The organism is Pseudomonas sp. B2021, assembly GCF_018135665.1.
In the GTDB taxonomy this organism is placed as follows: domain Bacteria; phylum Pseudomonadota; class Gammaproteobacteria; order Pseudomonadales; family Pseudomonadaceae; genus Aquipseudomonas; species Aquipseudomonas lactis.
The window spans coordinates 1,089,109-1,109,871 of the sequence record NZ_SMOF01000001.1 but is presented as its reverse complement, the minus strand read 5'-3'; the positions used below and the strand labels follow the sequence as shown (position 1 = coordinate 1,109,871).

Genomic DNA, 20,763 nt, shown 5'->3' with positions numbered 1-20,763 from the left:
AAAACATTGAGCCAGACCGTTTTGAAAAGTGTATAGATTGTAAATGCAATTTACTTCTGTTTGAGAATCAATACCATTACGGCGCACGGAGAGCGCTGGATACACGAAAAAATTCAGACGCCTCTCGTTCAATCGCCCCTCCTAAAGGACTTTGTGGACATGTCGTCTCAATTCAGGCTCAGCCATCTCTCGCTGGCGTTTATCGCTACCCTTTCGTCCCCCGCGCTACTGGCGCAGGGTGTGGAAAAAGAGCGCGACAAAGTGCCGATCCAAGCGACAGACCTGCCTGTGGATGGCACGCCCCAAGCCCTGGTGCTGGGCGAGACACGTGTACTGGGCACCGCCGCCGAAGAACTCAAGCAAGCGCCCGGCGTGTCGATCATCACCGCCGAAGACATCAAGAAACGCCCGCCCACTAACGACCTTTCGGAGATCATCCGCCGCGAGCCGGGTGTGAACCTGACCGGCAACAGTTCCAGCGGCAGTCGTGGCAATAACCGCCAGATCGACCTGCGCGGCATGGGCCCGGAAAACACCCTGATTCTGATCGATGGCAAGCCATCCACCTCGCGCAACGCGGTGCGTTACGGCTGGAGCGGTGACCGTGATACCCGTGGCGAAACCAACTGGGTACCGGCCGAAGAAGTCGAACGCATTGAAATCCTGCGCGGCCCGGCCGCCGCCCGTTATGGCTCCGGGGCCATGGGCGGGGTGATCAACATCATCACCAAGCGCCCCACTGACCAACTGCACGGCTCGCTGACCGCCTACACCGCCTTCCCCGAAAACGATGCCGAAGGCGCGAGCAAGCGCACCAACTTCAACCTCAGCGGCCCATTGACTGACACCCTGGCGTTCCGCGTCTATGGCGGCCTGAACAAGACCGACGCCGATGACGCCGACATCAACCGCGCAGCGCAAGCGACGCCGGACTCGTTGGTAGCCGGCCGCGAAGGTGTGCGCAACAAAGACGTGAATGGCTTGCTGAGCTGGCAGTTCACCCCCGAGCAAACCCTCGACCTGGAAGCCAGCTACAGCCGCCAGGGCAATATTTTCGCCGGCGATACCATGCTCAACGGCGGTGGCGCGTTCGTGGAAAGCCTGGTGGGCAAGGAAACCAGTGTGATTCAACGCAGCAGCTTTTCTGCCACCCATCGCGGCGAATTCGACTGGGGTTCGACCCTGGCCTCGCTGACCCACGACCTGACCCGCAACGAACGCCTCAATGAAGGCCTGGCCGGTTCTGGCGAAGGTGCGCCCTCCGCCAGTGCAGGCCGTTTCGAGTCGCGCTTGCGCAACACGCGGGCCACCGCCGAGGTCAACCTGCCCCTGAGCGTCGGTGCCGAGCAGGTGCTGACCCTGGGCAGCGAATACCTCTACGAGTCGATGAACGACCCAGGCTCGTTGCGCCCGCAAACTTACGACCCAGGCACCGGCGGCGTCCCCGCCATCCCGGGCGTCAGCCGCAACAGCACCAAGACCACCGCCTCAAGCTACGCCTTGTTTGCCGAGGACAACATCGAGCTGGGCAGCAAGACCGTGATCACGCCTGGCTTGCGCTTCGACGACCATGAGGAATACGGCGGCAACTGGAGCCCCAGCTTCAACGCTTCGCACCAGTTGACCGACGAACTGAGCATCAAGGGCGGCATTGCCCGCGCCTACAAGACCCCTAACCTGTACCAGTCCAACCCGAACTATTTGCTCTACAGCCGTGGCAATGGCTGCAACGCCAGCGAAGCCAACATGGGCGGTTGCTACCTGGTGGGCAACCGCGATCTGAAGCCGGAAATCAGCGTCAACAAGGAGATTGGCTTGGCTTTCGACAAAGGCAACTGGCGCACCAGTGCGACGTACTTTCGCAATGACTACAAGAACAAGATCAACGCCAGTAACGAGGCGGCCTTCCGCCTGGGCAACGGTCGCCGCGTGCTGGAGTGGGAAAACAGCGGGCCCGCCTTGGTGCAGGGCGTTGAAGGCAACCTGTTCATCAGCCTGCGCGATGATCTGGACTTGAACACCAACCTGACCTACATGATCGACTCCAAGGACAAGGACACCGGCGAGCCCTTGAGCATCATCCCCAAGTACACCGTCAACACCACGCTGGACTGGCAAGCCACTGACAAGCTGTCCTTCCAGGTCAGCGGCACCTACTACGGCAAGCAGGAGGCGCCGACGCTCAACTCACGCAGCGCCAGCAGTTACGATCGCAGCGCCCAGCAGGACGTCGACCCGTACGGGCTGATGGGCCTGAGCAGTGGTTACGAATTCAGCAAGAACCTGAGCGTGCGGGTGGGCATCAACAACCTGCTAGACAAGCGCTTGTCGCGCAAAGGCAACGCCGAGGATGCGGGCGCGCAGACTTACAATGAGCCGGGGCGGGCTTACTTCGCGTCGGTGACCACATCGTTCTGAGGAAAAAGGGCGGCCAATAAAAATGCCTTGGAGGTCCCATCCAAGGCATCGATTGTTTGAAACGCTTTCCCTTGGCGAACCTACGTCTGGCTATCGCCTTCGTCTGCGTCGTCGCTGTCAGGCTCGTCGGTGGTCGAGTCGTCATCGTCTTCGCTGCCACCCTGGCCTTTATCGCCTGGCTCTGCTTCGGACTTGGCCAGTTGCAAGTCCGAGCTCTGGCTACTCGTCACCCTCGCTGCGCCCTGCACCGGGTTATGCGCCCAGGCCGTCGACATCCCCAACGACAACAGCACCAGCACTTTCATCAACAGCACTATTCGTTGAAAAATACTCATGATCGATTCCGTCCAGTCAGTAAATGGGCCCCGCACGGCAGTCATTAACTGCCACCAGCGTTTAAGCTAGTCGCGATGCCGGTTTACCGCCAATCTCCAGCCTTTTGGAGATCAAAATGTGGGAGGGGGCTTGCCCCCGATTGCGGAGTATCAGAACCCAATACATTGGCTGACACACCGCTATCGGGGGCAAGCCCCCTCCCACATTCTCTTAACCGCTCAGACCTTAATGGTGTTCGCGGGTCGCACGGAACTTCACATCCGGCCAACGCTCTTCCATCAACGCCAGGTTCACCCGCGTCGGCGCCAGGTAGGTCAGGTGACCACCGCCGTCGATTGCCAGGTTTTCCACGGCTTTATTGGAGAACTCTTCCAACTTCTTCTTATCGCTGCAATCAATCCAGCGCGCCGAATACACGGTGATCGGCTCGTAGGAGCACTCCACCTTGTATTCCTCTTTCAAGCGGCTGGCGACCACATCGAACTGCAGCACGCCCACGGCGCCGAGGATGATGTCGTTGCTGCGCTCGGGGAAGAACACCTGGGTGGCGCCCTCCTCGGCCAATTGCTGCAAGCCTTGGCGCAGTTGCTTGGACTTGAGCGGGTCACGCAGGCGCACGCGGCGGAACAGTTCCGGGGCAAAGTGCGGGATACCGGTAAAGCCCAGCGCTTCGCCTTCGGTGAAGGTGTCGCCGATCTGGATGGTGCCATGGTTGTGCAGGCCGATGATGTCGCCGGCAAACGCCTCTTCCAACTGCTCACGCTCGGAGGAGAAGAACGTCAGGGCGTCGCCAATGCGCACGTCCTTGCCAGTGCGCACGTGGCGCATCTTCATGCCTTTTTCGTATTTGCCGGAGCAGATACGCATGAAGGCGATACGGTCGCGGTGTTTGGGGTCCATGTTCGCCTGGATCTTGAACACAAAGCCCGTGAATTTCTCTTCGACCGGTTCCACGGTGCGCTCGTTGGCAACGCGGGCCAGCGGTTTTGGCGCCCAGTCCACGACGGCGTCGAGCACGTGGTCGACACCGAAGTTGCCCAGCGCGGTACCGAAGAACACCGGCGTCAGTTGGCCGTCGAGGAACTCCTGCTGGTTGAACTCATGGCAGGCGCCCTGCACCAGCTCCAGCTGGTCGACAAAACGGTCGTACTCGTCGCCCAGGTGGGCGCGGGCTTCATCGGAGTCGAGCTTCTCGATGATCTTGGTTTCGGTGCGCTCATGACCGTGGCCAGCGGTGTAGACAATGATGTAGTCGTCGGCCAGGTGGTACACGCCCTTGAAGTCGCGGTAGCAACCAATCGGCCAGGTGATCGGCGCGGCCTTGATCTTCAGGACGGCTTCGATTTCATCCAGCAGCTCGATGGGGTCGCGGATGTCGCGGTCGAGTTTGTTGATGAAGCTGACAATCGGCGTGTCACGCAGACGGCACACGTCCATCAGCGCGATGGTACGTGGCTCGACGCCTTTACCGCCGTCGAGGACCATCAGCGCCGAGTCCACCGCGGTGAGGGTGCGGTAGGTATCTTCGGAGAAGTCTTCGTGCCCCGGGGTGTCGAGCAGGTTGATCATGTGCTCGCGATAGGGGAACTGCATGACCGACGTGGTAATGGAAATACCCCGTTGCTTTTCCATTTCCATCCAGTCGGAGGTGGCATGGCGGTCGGATTTGCGCGACTTCACCGTGCCGGCCACCGCGATTGCCTTGCCCATCAGCAACAGCTTTTCGGTGATGGTGGTCTTACCGGCATCGGGGTGGGAAATAATGGCGAAAGTGCGGCGTTTCGCGACTTCGGCGGCCTGGTGGGTCATGGGAAATCGCCTGGCAGGTGAGTCAAAAAAGGGCGGCGAGTATAGCGCAAACGCGAGGGTACGGACCACCGTTGAGCCCATTGGGGGTGGCTAAATGCGCCCAAGTGTGGAACCTTTTAAAAGGTAGAGACGTCCACTCCCCTGCTATCGCACTCGGAACAGGGGCTGAAAAATCAGCAAGTTAGCCTGACGAGGCTGCGCTCATGGCTCGATCGCATACTGCATTGCCAGTATCGGCGAGTTGCTTTTCGCGAACCCATTCCAAGGCAGCCAGTCATGGCCCTGCCGCTCGGAAATGTGTTCGCCGACAGAAGAAAAAAAGGAGTCCGCCTGTGGCTATTCGCTATGGCAAAGGGCTGATAGGAGCAGTGGTTGTCGTCGCTCTCCTGGCCCTGCTGGTCCACTGGATCGGCATCAACACGATCGAACTGTACCGCGACGATTTGTTGTTTTACCTGCAAGCTCATCTGATTCTCGTCCTAGTCTCCATGCTGGCAGCCCTGATTGTGGGCATCCCCGCCGGTATCCTGCTCAGCCGACCCAATATGGTCGGGCGCGCAGAACGTTTCATGCAGATCTTCAACATCGGCAACACCGTCCCTCCCCTGGCCGTACTGGCCATCGCCCTCGGCGTCCTCGGCATCGGCAGCGGCCCGGCCATCTTCGCGCTGTTCCTCGCCTCGCTCCTGCCCATCGTGCGCAACACCTACGAAGGCCTGAAAAACGTTCAGGGCTCCCTTAAGGAAGCCGCCACCGGCATCGGTATGACCCCGCGCCAGGTGCTGTTTCGCGTGGAGCTGCCCAACGCCGTGCCGATCATCATTGGCGGTGTGCGCGTGGCCCTGGCGATCAACGTCGGCACCGCGCCGCTGGCCTTCCTGATTGGCGCCAACAGCCTGGGCAGCCTGATCTTCCCCGGCATTGCCCTGAACAATCAGCCGCAACTGTTGCTCGGCGCCGCGTGTACCGCGCTGCTGGCATTGCTGCTTGACGGCCTGGTAACCATGGCCAGCCGCCTCTGGCTGGAACGCGGGTTGCGCCCGTCTTAAGCCCGGTAAAGGAATTCACATGAAAAAACTGAGCTTGATATTAGGCTGCGTCCTGCTGCTTGCAGGTATTGCACAAGCCGCCGAAAAACCCCTGATCCGCATCGGCGCCCGGGTGTTCACCGAGCAGACCCTGCTCGCCGAAATCACCTCCCAGTACCTGCGCACCAAGGGCTACGACGCCCGTGTGACCGGTGGCCTGGGCAGCAACCTGGCGCGCAGTGCCCAGGAAAGCGGGCAACTGGACCTGATCTGGGAATACACCGGTGTGTCACTGGTGGCCTACAACCATATCGACGAGAAACTCGACAGCGAACAGTCCTACGCACGGGTCAAAGAACTCGACGCGAAAAAAGGCCTGGTCTGGCTATCGCCGTCGCGCTTTAGCAACACCTATGCCCTGGCACTGCCGGAGAAAGTCGCGCAAGAACATCCCGAGATCAACAGCATCAGCGACCTCACCCAAGCCATGGCCCAGGAGACCAAAGAGCATCGCCTGGTCGCCCTGGACACCGAGTTCGCCAACCGCTCCGATGGCCTGGCCGGCATGGTCAAGCTGTACGACATGAACCTGACGCGCAAGAACACCCGGCAGATGGACGCCGGCCTGGTCTACACCGCGCTGCGTAACGGCCAGGTGTTCGCCGGTTTGGTCTACACCACCGACGGGCGCCTCAACGCCTTTAAATTGAAGCTGCTGGAAGACGACAAACACTACTTCCCCGACTACACCGCAGCCCCGGTGATCCGCCAGGAATACCTCGACAAGCACCCGCAACTGGCTGCCGAGCTCAAGCCTTTGGCCAATCTGTTCGACGATGAAACCATGCGTCAGCTCAATGCACGGGTCGACGTCGACCATGAAAGCCCGTCCGCCGTTGCCGCCGATTTCCTGCGCCAACATCCAATCAACTAAAAAGGAGAAGACATGGAATTTTTGAACGCCTTTTCCCATCTTGATTGGGCCCAAGTGCTGCACTTGACCTGGCAGCACATCACCCTGGTCGGCATCGCCGTGATCCTGGCGATCTTTATCGGTGTGCCCCTGGGCATTCTGATGACACGTTTCCCAACCTTGGCCGGCCCGCTGCAAGCCAGCGCTACGGTGCTACTGACCGTGCCCTCCATTGCACTGTTCGGCCTGCTGCTGCCGTTCTACTCCAAGTTCGGCCAGGGCCTGGGGCCGATGCCGGCGATCACCGCCGTGTTCCTCTACTCCCTGCTGCCGATCATGCGTAACACCTACCTCGCGCTGACCGGCGTAGAGCCAGGCATTCGCGAAGCCGCACGCGGTATCGGCATGACCTTCGGCCAGCGCCTGCGCATGGTCGAACTGCCGATTGCGGTGCCGGTGATCCTCGCCGGTGTGCGCACCGCCGTGGTGATGAACATCGGTGTGATGACCATCGCTGCCACCATCGGCGCCGGTGGCCTGGGTGTACTGATTCTGGCTTCTATCAGCCGCAGTGACATGTCGATGCTGATCGTCGGCGCCGTGCTGGTCAGTCTTCTGGCCATCTTCGCCGACCTGCTTCTGCAATGGCTGCAACGCTCGCTGACTCCAAAAGGATTGCTCAAATGATCGAACTTCAAAACCTGTCCAAGACTTTTCAAAGCAACGGCAAGACTGTCACTGCCGTCAACGATGTAAGCCTGACCGTCAACGAAGGCGAGATTTGCGTATTCCTGGGGCCCTCGGGCTGCGGTAAGAGCACCACGCTGAAGATGATCAACCGCCTGATCAAGCCCACCTCGGGCAAAATTTTGATCAACGGCGAAGACACCACCGACCTCGATGAAGTAACCCTGCGCCGCAACATCGGCTACGTGATCCAGCAGATCGGCCTGTTCCCCAACATGACCATCGAAGAGAACATCGTGGTGGTGCCCAAGCTGCTCGGCTGGGACAAGCAGAAATGCCACGACCGCGCCCGCGAGTTGATGAGCATGATCAAGCTGGAGCCCAAGCAGTACCTGCACCGCTACCCGCGTGAATTGTCGGGCGGGCAGCAACAGCGCATCGGCGTGATCCGCGCCCTGGCGGCCGACGCACCGCTGCTGCTGATGGATGAGCCGTTCGGCGCGGTCGACCCGATCAACCGCGAGATGATCCAGAACGAGTTCTTCGAGATGCAGCGCGCGCTGAACAAGACCGTGATCATGGTCAGCCACGACATCGACGAAGCCATCAAGCTGGGTGACAAGATCGCCATCTTCCGCGCCGGCAAACTGCTGCAGATCGACCACCCGGATACGCTGCTGGCGCACCCGGCCGACGAGTTCGTCAGCAACTTCGTGGGCCAGGACAGCACCCTCAAGCGCCTGCTGCTGGTAAAAGCCGAAGACGCGGCGGACAACGCCCCGTCGGTGAGCCCGGAAACCCCGGTGGCCGATGCCCTGGAACTGATGGACGAGCATGACCGCCGTTACGTGGTGGTCACCTGCGCCGAAAACAAAGCGCTGGGCTATGTTCGCCGTCGCGACCTGCACCGCCAGGCCGGCACCTGCGGCCAGTACCTGCGCGAGTTCAATGCCACGGCGGCCTATGACGAGCATTTGCGCATCCTGCTGTCGCGCATGTACGAGTTCAACCGTTCGTGGTTGCCGGTGATGGATGCAGAGCGGGTGTTCTTGGGTGAGGTGACCCAGGAGTCGATTGCCGAGTACCTGAGTTCCGGTAAGTCCCGTGGGGGCAAGACCAGCATTGTCTCCCCTGCCGAAACTGCTTTGGCCTGATAGATCGCTATCGCAGGCGAGCCAGCTCCCACAGGGGAATGCATTCCAGCATAAGAATGCAGTTCAAATGTGGGAGCTGGCTTGCCTGCGATGAATACACCGCAAATCCATCTGATTAGCCCCATCCGGGGAACATCAATCCGTCACACCGGTCGGTTACATAAGTAGCTGCACGCGGCCGCGCGACGAACGCGTGCAAAAACGCGACATTTTTAGTTGATCCCACGCCCGCCAAGCCCTAAAGTTCGCGCCGAACGTCCATGCTGGAAACGATCCATCCGGCTCAAGTACTGACGACGAGACAGCAAGGCCAAGGGCAGCTTACCCCGTGGCCTTTTTGCTTTCGGCGACATGCCTTGGGAAGTAGGCGAACCAAAGTGGGGATACGGAGGACGTTCATTTGCACCCATTGATCAATACAGTTTGCCCTTAGGAGTTCCCCAGCATGTCGATCAACGTCGAAGATTATTTCGCGCGCGCCACCTTTGACAAAATGAAGGCGTTCGCCGACAAACAAGAAACCCCATTCGTGGTGATCGACACCGCGATGATCAGCCAGGCCTACGATGACCTGCGCGCCGGTTTCGAATTCGCCAAGGTGTATTACGCCGTCAAGGCCAACCCGGCCGTGGAGATCATCGACCTGTTGAAAGACAAGGGTTCGAGCTTCGACATCGCCTCGATCTACGAGCTGGACAAGGTCATGGACCGCGGCGTCAGCGCCGACCGTATCAGCTACGGCAACACCATCAAGAAATCCAAGGATATTCGCTACTTCTATGAGAAGGGCGTGCGCCTGTTCTCCACCGACTCCGAAGCCGACCTGCGCAACATCGCCAAGGCCGCGCCGGGTTCGAAAGTGTATGTGCGTATCCTCACCGAAGGCTCCACCACTGCTGACTGGCCGTTGTCGCGCAAATTCGGTTGCCAGACCGACATGGCCATGGACCTGCTGATCCTCGCCCGCGACCTGGGCCTGGTGCCGTACGGCATCTCGTTCCACGTTGGCTCGCAACAGCGCGACATCAGCGTGTGGGACGCGGCCATCGCCAAGGTCAAGGTGATCTTCGAACGCCTGAAAGAAGAAGACGGCATCGAGCTGAAGCTGATCATCCTGGAACCTGGCCGTTCGCTGATCGCCAACGCCGGCATCCTGGTCAGCGAAGTGGTACTGGTGGCGCGCAAGTCCCGTACCGCCGTCGAGCGTTGGGTGTACACAGATGTGGGCAAGTTCTCCGGCCTGATCGAAACCATGGACGAAGCCATCAAGTTCCCGATCTGGACCGAGAAGAAAGGCGAGATGGAAGAAGTGGTCATCGCCGGCCCGACCTGCGACAGCGCCGATATCATGTACGAAAACTACAAGTACGGCCTGCCATTGAACCTGGCCATTGGTGATCGACTGTACTGGTTGTCGACCGGTGCCTACACCACCAGCTACAGCGCGGTGGAATTCAATGGGTTCCCGCCGTTGAAGTCGTTTTACGTGTAATAAGACGGTTATAACTAAAAAGCCCATGACGTTTCATGGGCTTTTTTCTGTCTGTGGTACGCGCCCTCAGCGATCTTCGCGAACGTGCCATAACCGTAGAATATAGAGTGTCGACTGTTGAATTTCGTAGCGCATTTCGTAATGGCCGACTAAAAGTCTTCTTACGTCGCGCGGTGAAAACTCTTCAATTCTCTCACCGATGCGCGGATTATCGAGCAGCGTGTCAGGCGCTTGAGACAGTGACTGCACGATGCGGGCGGCAGCTTCGCGGTTTACAACAGAGAGGAAGTCATATAATCGAGCCAGGTCGGATAAGGCTTTACTTGTCCACCTCAGCTCCATCAGCGCGGTACCGGTAGCGGCGAATCGGTGCTCAGGCTATCTGCCCAGGCCTGCACTGCCTGGTGATCGATCACGCGCCCCGCATCTACATCTGCCATAGCCTCAAGCGTCAGCCGGCTGCGCTCTTCTTCTTGATCGACCCAATCAGCGAGGGCCTGTTTCACCACCCATCCGCGTGAGCGATCCATTCGCGCGGCAATCTGGTCAACTTTCTGAGCAAGGGCAGTGGGAATATGAGCTGTCATTACTTTGGTTTCGGCACCCATGAAAACTCTCTCTGCGGATAAATGACAAGCAGGCGATTAAAAATGATTCAAGCTTAATCATAGTGACTTAAGCCAGAGCTTCAACCTTCGATCCTTGCCGTTCATCGACAAACCGGAACACGTGAATGTGTAGAAACGGGGTCCTACAGCGTTTTCTCCAATTGGTCCGCGTGCCCTTGATAAGCCTCGGCCATGGCGCGAATCTGCGGGTCATTGGCCTGTGCCAGCGCCTTATGCGCCGTTCGCAGGAATTTGAAATTCCCAGCCGCCAAAGCCTTGCGCAGCCATTCCAGCGCAGCGTCGATCTGCCCTCTGTCCGCCAGCACCGCTGCATAGCTGAACTGCCCCCGAAAATCCCCGGCTTCGGCGGAGCGTCGGTACCATTCTACGGCTGTCTCTAGATCCCTGGGGCAATACTGGCCGTCTTCCAGATAACGCCCCAGCAGGTTCATCGACTTGGCGTGGCCCTGCCCTGCGGCCTGGCGATAAAGCGTCAGCGCTTGGGCCTGGTCTTGCTCCATGCCGCGACCGGTAGCCAACAGGTTGGCGTAGTTGTACTGGCCCCAATCCAACCCGGCGTGTGCCGCCAGGCGATATTCCCGTGCTGCGGCGGCCTCATCGACAGCGCAGCCCCAGCCATGCTCCCGGCAACGCCCGATCATATTGCGCGCCATCAGGTGACCGCCCTGCGCGGCAATCTGGAACCAGCGCAGTGCCAAGGCTTCATCGCGGGCAATGCCGCGCCCTTCCAGCAATATTTGCCCGAGCAGGGCCTGGGCATCGACCACCCCTGCCTTGGCGGCGATCAGGATGGCCTGGGCGGCGCGCACCGGGGAATCATCGAGCATGCTTTGTAATTGCTCGACGTTGAGCACTTCTTCGCGGCGCAATAAAAAGCCCATGCTCAGACCTCGACCCAGCGGCGCAACAGGTTGTGGTAGGTGCCGGTGAGCTGGATCAACGCGGGGTGGTCGGGCACGTCGCGGGTCAGTTGCTGAATGGCGCCGTCCATCTCGAACAGCAAGGTGCGCTGGCTGTCTTCGCGCACCAGGCTTTGGGTCCAGAAGAACGAGGCATAGCGCGCGCCACGGGTCACCGCGTTGACCTTGTGCAGGCTGGAGCCGGGGTACAGCACCATGTCGCCGGCGGGTAGCTTGACCCGCTGCAGGCCGAAGGTGTCCTGGATCTCCAGTTCCCCACCGTCGTAGTCGTCGGGGTCGCTGAAGAATAGCGTGGACGAAAGGTCGGTGCGCACGCGCTCATGGCTGCCTTTGGGTTGGCGCACCGCATTGTCGATATGAAAGTCGAAACTGCCGCCTGCGGTGTAGCAGTTAAGCAGTGGCGGGAAGACTTTATGCGGCAGCGCGGCCGACATGAACAGCGGGTTGCTCCACAACCGTTCCAGCATCGCCGCGCCGATTTCCTTGGCCAGGGGGTGGCCTTCGGGCAATTGCAGGTTGTGCTTGGCTTTGGCGGATTGGTGCCCGGCGGTGATTTTGCCGTCAGCCCATTCGGTCTCTTCCAGGGCCTGGCGAATGCGCAGCACCTCCTCGCGAGAGAACAGGCCGGGAATGTGCAGCAACATGGGGGCAATACCTGCGATCAGAGAGGCGTCAATGGTATTGATTCTTATCCGCCCTGTAAAACGCGGGGACGAACGAGAACACAAAATCCGTAAAGAAAAAGTGTAAAGAATGTAAATTTGATGCGAATAGCAATATCTCGCAATTGATACAAAGTCTTGTTGGCCCTATATTCCGCGACCTCACAACCTTGGGGAAGGGACACGTCATGTCGCGCACTATTCTAAAAATACCGGTCAGTTCACCACGCATGCTGGCTTCGGCCATCGGCGTTGCCCTGAGTGCCGGCTCCGCCGCCCACCTGGCGCAGGCGGCTGAAAATACCGAGCCAAAAGGCGAGCGCAACCCTATCTCCCTCGGCGCCACCAACATCACCGGCCAGGATCAGGACAACACCTCCTACCAGGTGGAAAAAGCCTCGTCGCAGAAATACACCGCGCCGCTGGTGGACACGCCGCGTTCGGTCACCGTGGTGCCGCAACAAGTACTCAAGGACACCGCCGCCACCTCGTTGCAGGATGCCTTGCGCACCGTACCGGGTATCACCTTCGGTGCCGGTGAAGGTGGCAACCCTCAGGGCGACCGCCCGTTCATCCGTGGTTTCGATGCCCAGGGCGATACCTACCTCGATGGCGTACGCGATACCGGCGGTCAGAGCCGCGAGATCTTCGACATCGAGTCCATTGAAGTCAGCAAAGGCCCGAACTCTTCGTTCGGCGGACGTGGCTCGGCCGGTGGCAGCCTCAACCTGGTGAGCAAGACCCCACAAGCGCGGGACTTCACCAACGGCGGCTTTACCTACGGCTCCGACCAGACCCGCCGCTACGTGCTCGACGTGAACCGCCAGTTCCTGGACGACAGCGCGGCCTTCCGCCTGAACCTGATGAGCCATGAACAAAACGTGGCTGGCCGCGATGCGGTGAACTACGACCGTTGGGGCGTGGCACCGTCGCTGACCTTTGGCCTGGGCACACCGACCCGCGTCAACCTCAGCTACTACCATATGGAAAGTGATGACCTGCCGGATTCGGGGATTCCGTATGGCTACAGCTCCAACGGAGCACGTGCGGCCCATGTACACGACAAACCTACCGACGGCGGCGACAGCAACAACTTCTACGGTTTAAAACACCGCGACTTCCGTAAAACCCGCGCCGATATCAGCACGTTCTCCATTGAACACGACCTGAACGACAACATGACGCTGAAGAACACCCTGCGTCATGGCAGCACCGGCCAGGACTACGTATTGACGCAGCCTGATGACAGCCAGCACAACGTCAATCAGTTCGGCACTGTGTGGCGTCGGGCTAACAGTCGCGTGTCCACTACGACGACCACCACCAACCAGACCGATCTGTTCGGCAGCTTCCAACTGGCGGGGATGAAGCACTCCTACTCCACCGGCCTGGAATTCACCGGTGAAGAAACCCGTGTCAGCGGCTATACCGTCAGCCCCAACTCGAACCCGGTTTGCACAACGGCCAAGGGCAGCGTGGGCGGCCAGTGCACCTCACTGAGCAACCCAAACCCCGACGATGCCTGGAACGGCAGCATCGCCCGCAACTACAACGGCACCAACACCAAGGCCACCAGCCGCGCCGCGTACGTGTTCGACACCATCGAGCTCGATCCTAAATGGCTGCTGAACGTGGGGTTGCGCTACGACACCTTTGACACCGTAGCCAACACCAACGCCGCCGCCGGGCGCACCAAGATCAAGGAAGACAGCCAGTTCTTCAACTGGCAGGCCGGCCTGGTCTGGAAGCCAGTGGAAAATGGCAGCATCTACGCCTCCTACGCGACCTCGGCCTCACCGGCTGGTGGCCTGGTAGGTGAAGGCGCCGACGGCAATCCGCTGTCTGCCGGTGCCGCCAGCAGCGACTTGCAGCCAGAAGAAACCGTCAACTACGAACTGGGCACAAAGTGGGACCTGTTCCACGATCGCCTGTCCCTGACTGCTGCAGTGTTCCGTACCGAGAAGAAGAACACACGCATTCTGGTGGATGCACTCACCTACGAAAACGCGGGTGAATCGCAGGTCGATGGCGTGGAATTGTCGGCCAGCGGCAAGCTCACCGATCAATGGCAAGTGTTCGCCGGGTACACCTACCTGGACAGCGAGTTGGTCAAATCCGGCCTCAACGGGCGTAACGGCGTAGTCAGTGCCGGCTCCAACAAAGGCAACCAAATGCCCAACACGCCGAAGAACTCCTTCAGCCTGTGGACCACCTACGACATCACCCCCAAGTTGACCGTCGGCGGTGGTGCCTTCTACGTCGATGAGGTTTACGGCGATGCCGGCAACACCGTGTATGTACCGTCCTACACCCGCTACGACGCCATGGCCAGCTACAAGCTGACCAAGAACGTCGACCTGCAATTGAACGTGCAGAACCTGACCGACAAGACCTACTACGACAAGGCCTACTCGGCGCACTTCGCCAACCAGGCGGCCGGTCGTACGGCGTTGTTGACCACCAGCTTCCACTTCTAAAAGCGGTCAAGGTTCGCTCAAGGCCCCACGCATCGGATGCGTGGGGCTTTTGTGTGTAAAACAGAATTTTTCTTGATAACCCACGGCATAATGCGCGCCGTGACCCAGATATCAGATGAGCGAGGCGGTGCGACGTGTTGAAGAAAACCCTGTTCCAGTTGCATTGGTTCTTCGGCATCACGGCCGGGCTGGTGCTGGCCTTGATGGGGGTCACCGGGGCCGCGTACTCGTTCCAGGACGAGATCCTGCGGGCGCTCAACCCCAGCGTGTTGAGCGTGCAAAAACGCGAGGCCGGTGTACTGCCGCCCGCCGAGCTGGTGCGCAAGTTGGAAGCCACCGAAGGCAAGACCGTGGCCATGCTGTGGGTAGAAAGCGAAAGCGGCAACGCCGGCCGTGTGTCCTTCACTCCGCCACCGGGCGAGCGCCGTGGCCAGATGCGCTACTTCGACCCGTACACCGGCGACTACATGGGCGACGCCGTCGGCCAGGATCTGTTCGGCTTTATCCTGCAATTGCACCGCTTCCTCGCCATCGGCGACACCGGGCGCAACATCACTGGCGCCTGCACCCTGATTCTGCTGTTCTTCTGCCTCTCCGGCCTGTACCTGCGCTGGCCACGCCAGGTGAAAAGCTGGCGCGTCTGGCTGACCCTGGACTGGCGCAAAAAGGGCCGCAGCTTCAATTGGGACCTGCACTCGGTGTTCGGCACCTGGTGCCTGCTGTTTTACCTGTTGGCGGCGCTGACCGGGCTGTATTGGTCCTACGACTGGTACAACCGTGGCGTGACCCAACTGCTGTCCGACTCGCCGCAGAACGAGCGCATGCGCAAGCGCGGCCCAGCCCCTGCAGGCCCCGCTCCAGTGGCCAACTACGATGCGATCTGGAGCAGCATCTACAGCAACGCCGGCCCCGACTTGAGCGCCTACAACATTCGGATGCCTGCGGTCGCCGGGCAACCGGCCACCGTGTATTACCTGCTCTCTTCATCGCCCCATGACCGCGCGCTGAACCAGATCAACCTGGACCCGGCCACCGGCGAGGTCAAATCCCACGAGCGCTACGCCAGCAAAAGCCTCAAGGCGCAGTTGCTGACCAGTGTGTATGCGCTGCACACCGGCAGCTATTTTGGCCTGGTCGGGCGGATCGTCCTCACCGTCAGCTCATTGCTCATGCCGCTGTTTTTCATCACCGGCTGGCTGCTGTACCTCGACCGTCGCCGCAAAAAGCGCCAGGTACGCGATGCGCGCAAGGGTCTGGCAGCCAACCACAGCGATGCGCCGGCCTGGCTGATCGGCTTCGCCAGCCAGAGCGGCTTTGCCGAACAACTGGCCTGGCAAACGGCCGGGCAATTACAGGCTGCGGGCCTGGCGGTGAAGGTGCAGCCCCTGGGCAGTGTCAGCCGCGACGACCTCAGCCAATCGCAAAACGCCCTGTTCGTGGTCAGTACCTTTGGCGACGGCGAAGCCCCCGACAGCGCCCGTGGTTTCGAGCGCAGCGTGCTCGGCCAGGCGCTGCCCCTCAAAGGCTTGAACTACTCGGTGCTGGCCCTGGGTGACCGGCAGTACGAGCATTTTTGCGGCTTTGCCCGGCGCCTGCATTTCTGGCTGACCAACCAGGGCGGCACCCCGCTGTTTGCCCCGGTTGAAGTCGACAGCGGTGACACATTGGCGTTGCAAGCCTGGCAACAGCAATTGGGCCAGCTCACCGGGCATGCACCGGCGGCGGCCTGGCCGACGGCCCAGTACGAAAACTGGACCCTGAGCCAACGCACTCTGCTCAACCCCGACAGTGTCGGCTCGCCCGTCTACCTGCTGGGCCTCACATCCACGTCTGCGCACAGCTGGCTGGCCGGCGACCTGGTGGAAGTCCTGCCGCGCAATTGCCCCTGGGCCATCGAACACTTCCTGGCCGGACTGGGCTTGGTCGGCAGCGACGGTGTGGTGATCGACGGCGTCGCCCACACCCTTGATCAGGCCCTGGCCACGCGCCAACTGCCGGACAACCGCACGCACCTGGTCGGCCTGCACGCCCAGGCATTGGTGGATGCGCTGGTCCCCCTGGGCATGCGCGAATACTCCATCGCCTCGATTGCCAGCGACGGCGTGCTGGAGCTGATCGTGCGCCAGGAGCGCCACCCCGACGGCAGCCTGGGGCTTGGCTCCGGCTGGCTGACTGAACATGCCGCCCTCGGCTCGGCCATCAGCCTGCGCCTGCGGCGCAACAGCGGCTTCCATTTACCCGACGCGCCGGTGCCGCTGATTTTGCTGGGCAACGGCACCGGCCTTGCCGGCCTGCGCAGCTTGCTCAAGGCGCGTATTGCCGATGGCCAGCAGCGAAACTGGCTGCTGTTTGGTGAACGCAATATCGCCCACGACTACCTGTGCCAGGACGAACTGCAAGGCTGGCTCGCCAGTGGAGACCTGGCCCTGCTGGACCTGGCGTTTTCCCGTGATCAAGAGGAGAAGGTCTACGTACAGGATCGCCTGCGCGAATCCGCGGACGTGCTGCGCAAATGGCTGGCGGATGGCGCGGCGATTTATGTATGTGGCAGCTTGCAAGGGATGGCGACGGGGGTGGATCAGGCACTGGCAGACATCTTGGGCAATGAGGCGCTGGAGCGCCTGATCGAACAGGGTCGCTATCGTCGGGATGTCTACTGACCCCGCTAATGCCTGCCTTGATCGTTCCCACGCTCCGCGTGGGAATGCCGCCCTGGACGCTCCGCGTCCGCTCTTGACGGCGTGACGCGGAGCGTCACAGGATGCGTTCCCACGCAGAGCGTGGGAACGATCAGGCCGGTTGCAGCTTTTGCTCGAACACCGAGACGCCATCGAGATCGCGCAGCATCACCGTCAACTCCGCCGTCTGCCCATCAATCTGCACTTCACCAAAAAACTGAAAGCCCGCAAACGGCGAGGTGTTCTGTGCCGGTGGCGCCTTCTGGAATACCACGTGCGGACCAAAGGTTTTATCCAGTGGGTTGGGCCCGAAACTTCCCGCATTCAGCGGCCCCGCCACAAACTCCCAGAACGGCTCGAAATCCTGGAACGCCGCGCGGTCAGGGTGATAGTGATGCGCCGCGCAGTAATGCACATCGGCCGTCAGCCACACGTGGTTGCGCACCTTGTGCTCATGCAGGAACCCCAGCAGTTCGGCGACCTCCAGCTCACGCCCTTGCGCCGGGCCAGGGTCGCCATTGGCGATCGCTTCCCAACGCGCCACGCCGGGGCTGACTTCACCGTCGGGCACGCCCAGGCCAATAGGCATGTCGGCGGCGACCACCTTCCACTGCGCTTGCGACGCCTTGAGCCCGCGCTTGAGCCAGTCCAACTGTTCACGGCCGAGGAAGGGTTTTTCAGCGCCCAGGTTGTCGTCATTCGGCCCGCGATAGCTGCGCATATCCAACACAAACACATCCAGCAGCGGCCCATAACTGAGCTTGCGATAAATGCGCCCACCAGCGTCGGCGCTCTGTCGGCGCATGGGTGAATATTCCAGCCAGGCCTGGCGGGCACGGCCCACTAGGGTGTGGATATCGCGGGTCTGGTAACGCTCATCCAACTGCTTGCTCGATGACCAGTTGTTAATCACCTCGTGATCGTCCCACTGCCAGATCTGCGGCACCTCGGCATTGAAACGGCGCACGTTTTCATCCAGCAGGTTGTAACGGTAATTGCCGCGATATTCATCGAGGGTTTCCGCGACTTTGCTTTTGGCTTCAGTGGTGATGTTGCGCCAGATGCGCCCGCCTTCAGTGGTGAGTTGCGCGGGTACCGGGCCGTCGGCGTAGATAGTGTCGCCGCTGTGGATAAAAAAGTCCGGCAGGCGCAGGCGCATGGCTTCATAGATGCGCATGCCACCGATGTCCGGGTTGATGCCGAAGCCTTGGCCGACGGTGTCGCCGCTCCACACAAAACGGATATCGCGCCGCTGTTGCGGCACGCTGCGCAAGTGGCCGAACCAGGGTTCACTGGCAATGCCGGTCTGGGCGTCTTCGAAATGCACGCGGTAGAAAATCGCCTGGTCAACCGGCAGCCCGGTGAGTTCGACACGGGCGGTAAAGTCGGTGCGGCTGTCGGCCAGGGGCGAGACGAATCGGCGCGGGTTGCTGAACACGCTGCGGGTGTCCCACTCCACCACCATCTTCGCCGGGCGGTCGCTGCGGCTCCAGATCATCGCGCGATCGCCCTGCAGGTCGCCCGATTGCACGCCGTCCGTGAGTTGCGGCCGGTCCTTCACCGAAGCGATCACCGCCGGCGCCAGGCCCGGCAACAGCAGGCCAGCGCCTACGGCTTGCATCACACGGCGGCGGCCGAGATCGAAGTGGCTCATGCAGGATGCCCTCTTGAGTATCAAAAGGGCCACTTAAGCATGATGGGATGAAGCGGATGTGACACCAATCGGGAGAACGATCAAATTCACCTGTGGGAGCTGGCTTGCCTGCGATGCAAACACCTCGATGTATCAGGCAAACCCAGTCGATGCTATCGCAGGCAAGCCAGCTCCCACATTTTTTGCCAGTGTCAGGCAGTCACGGCCAGCTCGGCCGCTTCCGGTCGCTTGAGCACGGCATACACCAGCCCGGTCAACACACTGCCCGCGACAATCGCCAACAAGTACAACAACGCATGGTTCATCGCATTCGGAATCACCAGCACAAACAACCCGCCATGGGGTGCGGCGAGTTTGCAGCCGAAGTACATCGACAGCGCACCGGTCAACGCACCACCGGCAATACTGGCCGGAATGACCCGCAGCGGGTCTTTGGCGGCGAAGGGAATCGCGCCTTCGGAGATAAAGCACAGCCCCAAAATCATCGCCGCCTTGCCGGCCTCGCGTTCGGTCTGGGCGAACTTGCGTCGGGCCAGTAACGTGGCGATGCCCATGCCAATCGGCGGCACCATGCCGGCGGCCATGGTCGCGGCCATCGGCGCGCCGCTCGACGCGGCCAGCAGGCCAACCGAGAACGCATACGCCGCCTTGTTGATCGGCCCGCCCAAGTCCACGCACATCATGCCGCCGAGCAGAATGCCCAGCAGCACCGCGTTGGTGGTGCCCATGGTGCTGAGGAAATCCGTCAGGCCCGTGAGCAAGCGGGCGACCGGTGGGCCCACCAGGTAGATCATCACCAAGCCAGTAAACAGGCTCGCCAATAACGGGATGATCAGGATCGGCTTGAGCGCTTCCAGGCTCTGGGGCAGTTGCACCGCGCGGCTGATCAGCTTGACGCAATACCCAGCGACGAAACCGGCGAGGATGCCGCCGATAAAACCAGCCCCCAGCGTGCCCGCCAGCAGCCCGCCGATCATGCCGGGCGCCAGGCCAGGACGGTCGGCAATCGAGTAGGCGATGTAGCCCGCCAGCAGCGGCACCATCAACAGGAACGCCTGGTCACCCACGGATTTGAGCGCCGCCGCCAAGGTGCCGGGCTGTTCGAAGGCATGGATGCCGAACACAAACGACAAGGCGATCAGCAAGCCCCCCGCCACCACCATCGGCAACATGTACGACACGCCGGTGAGCAGGTGTTTGTAGATCCCGGTTTTCTCGGCCTTGGCCGCTGCACCGCTGGCCGCGCTTTCCACTGCGCCTTCGGCCAGGGCCTTGTTGAGGATGGCTTCGGATTGCTTGAGAGCAATGCCGGTGCCACAGCGGTAAATCTTCTTGCCGGCGAAACGCTCGGTGGCCACTTCGATATCGGCCGCGAGCAATACCACATCGGCATCGGCAATCGCCTGGGGGCTTAACGGCGTGCGGGCGCCCACCGAGCCTTGGGTTTCGACCTGCAAGTCATAACCCAGGCGCTGGGCCGTCTGCTGCAAGGCCTCGGCGGCCATGAACGTGTGGGCCACGCCAGTGGGGCACGCGGTAATCGCAACGATACGCGGCGCAGCCTTGGCCGCCACCGGGGCAGCGTTGGCGACATACACCTGGGCCTCTTCAGCACCCCGACGCAATACGCCTTCGACATCTGCCAACGCCTGGGCCGGCGTGCTCTGGAACACGCGCTTGCCGACAAACCGCTGCATCTCCACCGGGGTACTGCTGACCAGCAGCACCCACTCGGCATCATCAATCGTCGCCTGGGACAACTGGCGCTCCGGGCGCTGCACATCGACGACTTCAACACTGGTGTGCAAGCCCATGCGCTGGGCGGCGGCGTCCAACAAGCGGGCGCACAGCACACTGGTGACCATGCCGTTCGGGCAGGCGGTAACAATGGCTAACTTCATCACAA

At 60.9% G+C, this 20,763-nt stretch carries 16 protein-coding genes; 8 read left to right on the top strand and 8 right to left on the bottom strand.

What is annotated here, in order from left to right:
• The first annotated feature begins 159 nt into the window (after positions 1–159).
• A complete protein-coding gene (locus E1K68_RS04935; RefSeq protein ID WP_212613842.1) occupies positions 160–2,418 on the top strand; it encodes a TonB-dependent siderophore receptor in 2,259 nt (752 codons plus the stop codon).
• An 80-nt stretch (positions 2,419–2,498) separates the two neighbouring features.
• Here E1K68_RS04935 and E1K68_RS04930 read toward each other — a convergent pair whose 3' ends face one another.
• Both E1K68_RS04930 and E1K68_RS04925 read right to left on the bottom strand, forming a co-directional pair.
• A complete protein-coding gene (locus E1K68_RS04930) occupies positions 2,499–2,753 on the bottom strand; it encodes a hypothetical protein (protein WP_169855814.1) in 255 nt (84 codons plus the stop codon).
• A 226-nt stretch (positions 2,754–2,979) separates the two neighbouring features.
• Positions 2,980–4,563, bottom strand: a complete 1,584-nt coding sequence (locus E1K68_RS04925) for a peptide chain release factor 3 (RefSeq protein ID WP_003188476.1) — start codon at positions 4,561–4,563, stop codon at positions 2,980–2,982.
• Between the two features lie 332 nt (positions 4,564–4,895).
• Here E1K68_RS04925 and E1K68_RS04920 point away from each other — a divergent pair, with 332 nt between their 5' ends.
• The 5 genes from E1K68_RS04920 (at position 4,896) to E1K68_RS04900 (ending at position 9,837) form a co-directional block, all read left to right on the top strand.
• Complete coding sequence (locus E1K68_RS04920; protein ID WP_003188475.1) at positions 4,896–5,612, top strand: ABC transporter permease; 717 nt, start codon at positions 4,896–4,898, stop codon at positions 5,610–5,612.
• 19 nt (positions 5,613–5,631) lie between these two features.
• Complete coding sequence (locus tag E1K68_RS04915; protein ID WP_212613841.1) at positions 5,632–6,525, top strand: glycine betaine ABC transporter substrate-binding protein; 894 nt, start codon at positions 5,632–5,634, stop codon at positions 6,523–6,525.
• A 12-nt stretch (positions 6,526–6,537) separates the two neighbouring features.
• Entirely contained in the window at positions 6,538–7,191 is a 654-nt protein-coding gene (locus tag E1K68_RS04910; RefSeq protein WP_003188473.1) for an ABC transporter permease, read from the top strand.
• Positions 7,188–8,345 carry an ABC transporter ATP-binding protein gene (locus E1K68_RS04905; RefSeq protein ID WP_003188471.1) on the top strand — a complete coding sequence of 386 codons (1,158 nt, stop codon included), beginning with the start codon at positions 7,188–7,190 and terminating at the stop codon, positions 8,343–8,345. The genes E1K68_RS04910 and E1K68_RS04905 overlap by 4 nt, the downstream gene beginning before the upstream one ends.
• A gap of 445 nt (positions 8,346–8,790) precedes the next feature.
• Positions 8,791–9,837, top strand: coding sequence for a type III PLP-dependent enzyme (locus E1K68_RS04900; protein WP_212613840.1), 1,047 nt, complete (start codon positions 8,791–8,793; stop codon positions 9,835–9,837).
• 66 nt (positions 9,838–9,903) lie between these two features.
• Here E1K68_RS04900 and E1K68_RS04895 read toward each other — a convergent pair whose 3' ends face one another.
• The 4 genes from E1K68_RS04895 to E1K68_RS04880 form a co-directional block, all read right to left on the bottom strand.
• Positions 9,904–10,179, bottom strand: a complete 276-nt coding sequence (locus tag E1K68_RS04895) for a type II toxin-antitoxin system RelE/ParE family toxin (protein WP_080765562.1) — start codon at positions 10,177–10,179, stop codon at positions 9,904–9,906.
• On the bottom strand, positions 10,179–10,445 hold the full coding sequence (locus E1K68_RS04890; RefSeq protein WP_003188468.1) for a ribbon-helix-helix domain-containing protein: 267 nt from the start codon (positions 10,443–10,445) through the stop codon (positions 10,179–10,181). Before E1K68_RS04890 ends, E1K68_RS04895 begins: the two co-directional genes overlap by 1 nt.
• Positions 10,446–10,588: 143 nt before the next feature.
• The gene (locus E1K68_RS04885) at positions 10,589–11,347 is read right to left on the bottom strand and encodes a tetratricopeptide repeat protein (RefSeq protein WP_034134851.1); all 759 of its coding nucleotides are present in this window, start codon (positions 11,345–11,347) and stop codon (positions 10,589–10,591) included.
• 2 nt (positions 11,348–11,349) lie between these two features.
• Positions 11,350–12,030: a Fe2+-dependent dioxygenase gene (locus E1K68_RS04880; protein ID WP_003188464.1), complete on the bottom strand. Its 681-nt coding sequence runs from the start codon at positions 12,028–12,030 to the stop codon at positions 11,350–11,352.
• Between the two features lie 206 nt (positions 12,031–12,236).
• On the opposite strand from E1K68_RS04880, the gene E1K68_RS04875 reads away from it, so the two are divergent.
• Both E1K68_RS04875 and E1K68_RS04870 read left to right on the top strand, forming a co-directional pair.
• Entirely contained in the window at positions 12,237–14,525 is a 2,289-nt protein-coding gene (locus E1K68_RS04875) for a TonB-dependent siderophore receptor (protein ID WP_034134850.1), read from the top strand.
• 134 nt (positions 14,526–14,659) lie between these two features.
• A complete protein-coding gene (locus E1K68_RS04870; RefSeq protein ID WP_169913533.1) occupies positions 14,660–17,185 on the top strand; it encodes a sulfite reductase flavoprotein subunit alpha in 2,526 nt (841 codons plus the stop codon).
• A 130-nt stretch (positions 17,186–17,315) separates the two neighbouring features.
• Here E1K68_RS04870 and E1K68_RS04865 read toward each other — a convergent pair whose 3' ends face one another.
• Both E1K68_RS04865 and E1K68_RS04860 read right to left on the bottom strand, forming a co-directional pair.
• Positions 17,316–18,857, bottom strand: coding sequence for an alkaline phosphatase D family protein (locus E1K68_RS04865; RefSeq protein WP_169913535.1), 1,542 nt, complete (start codon positions 18,855–18,857; stop codon positions 17,316–17,318).
• Between the two features lie 191 nt (positions 18,858–19,048).
• On the bottom strand, positions 19,049–20,758 hold the full coding sequence (locus tag E1K68_RS04860) for a PTS fructose-like transporter subunit IIB (RefSeq protein ID WP_003188460.1): 1,710 nt from the start codon (positions 20,756–20,758) through the stop codon (positions 19,049–19,051).
• Positions 20,759–20,763 lie beyond the last annotated feature (5 nt).

Excerpts from the sequence above, each read along its gene's own strand:
- E1K68_RS04910 (WP_003188473.1), top strand. The coding sequence starts at position 6,538 with ATGGAATTTTTGAACGCCTTTTCCCATCTTGATTGGGCCCAAGTGCTG.
- E1K68_RS04925 (WP_003188476.1), bottom strand. The coding sequence starts at position 4,563 with ATGACCCACCAGGCCGCCGAAGTCGCGAAACGCCGCACTTTCGCCATT.
- E1K68_RS04865 (WP_169913535.1), bottom strand. The coding sequence starts at position 18,857 with ATGAGCCACTTCGATCTCGGCCGCCGCCGTGTGATGCAAGCCGTAGGC.
- E1K68_RS04885 (WP_034134851.1), bottom strand. The coding sequence starts at position 11,347 with ATGGGCTTTTTATTGCGCCGCGAAGAAGTGCTCAACGTCGAGCAATTA.
- E1K68_RS04930 (WP_169855814.1), bottom strand. The coding sequence starts at position 2,753 with ATGAGTATTTTTCAACGAATAGTGCTGTTGATGAAAGTGCTGGTGCTG.
- E1K68_RS04880 (WP_003188464.1), bottom strand. The coding sequence starts at position 12,030 with ATGTTGCTGCACATTCCCGGCCTGTTCTCTCGCGAGGAGGTGCTGCGC.
- E1K68_RS04905 (WP_003188471.1), top strand. The coding sequence starts at position 7,188 with ATGATCGAACTTCAAAACCTGTCCAAGACTTTTCAAAGCAACGGCAAG.
- E1K68_RS04860 (WP_003188460.1), bottom strand. The coding sequence starts at position 20,758 with ATGAAGTTAGCCATTGTTACCGCCTGCCCGAACGGCATGGTCACCAGT.
- E1K68_RS04875 (WP_034134850.1), top strand. The coding sequence starts at position 12,237 with ATGTCGCGCACTATTCTAAAAATACCGGTCAGTTCACCACGCATGCTG.
- E1K68_RS04900 (WP_212613840.1), top strand. The coding sequence starts at position 8,791 with ATGTCGATCAACGTCGAAGATTATTTCGCGCGCGCCACCTTTGACAAA.
- E1K68_RS04915 (WP_212613841.1), top strand. The coding sequence starts at position 5,632 with ATGAAAAAACTGAGCTTGATATTAGGCTGCGTCCTGCTGCTTGCAGGT.
- E1K68_RS04935 (WP_212613842.1), top strand. The coding sequence starts at position 160 with ATGTCGTCTCAATTCAGGCTCAGCCATCTCTCGCTGGCGTTTATCGCT.
- E1K68_RS04895 (WP_080765562.1), bottom strand. The coding sequence starts at position 10,179 with ATGGAGCTGAGGTGGACAAGTAAAGCCTTATCCGACCTGGCTCGATTA.
- E1K68_RS04890 (WP_003188468.1), bottom strand. The coding sequence starts at position 10,445 with ATGGGTGCCGAAACCAAAGTAATGACAGCTCATATTCCCACTGCCCTT.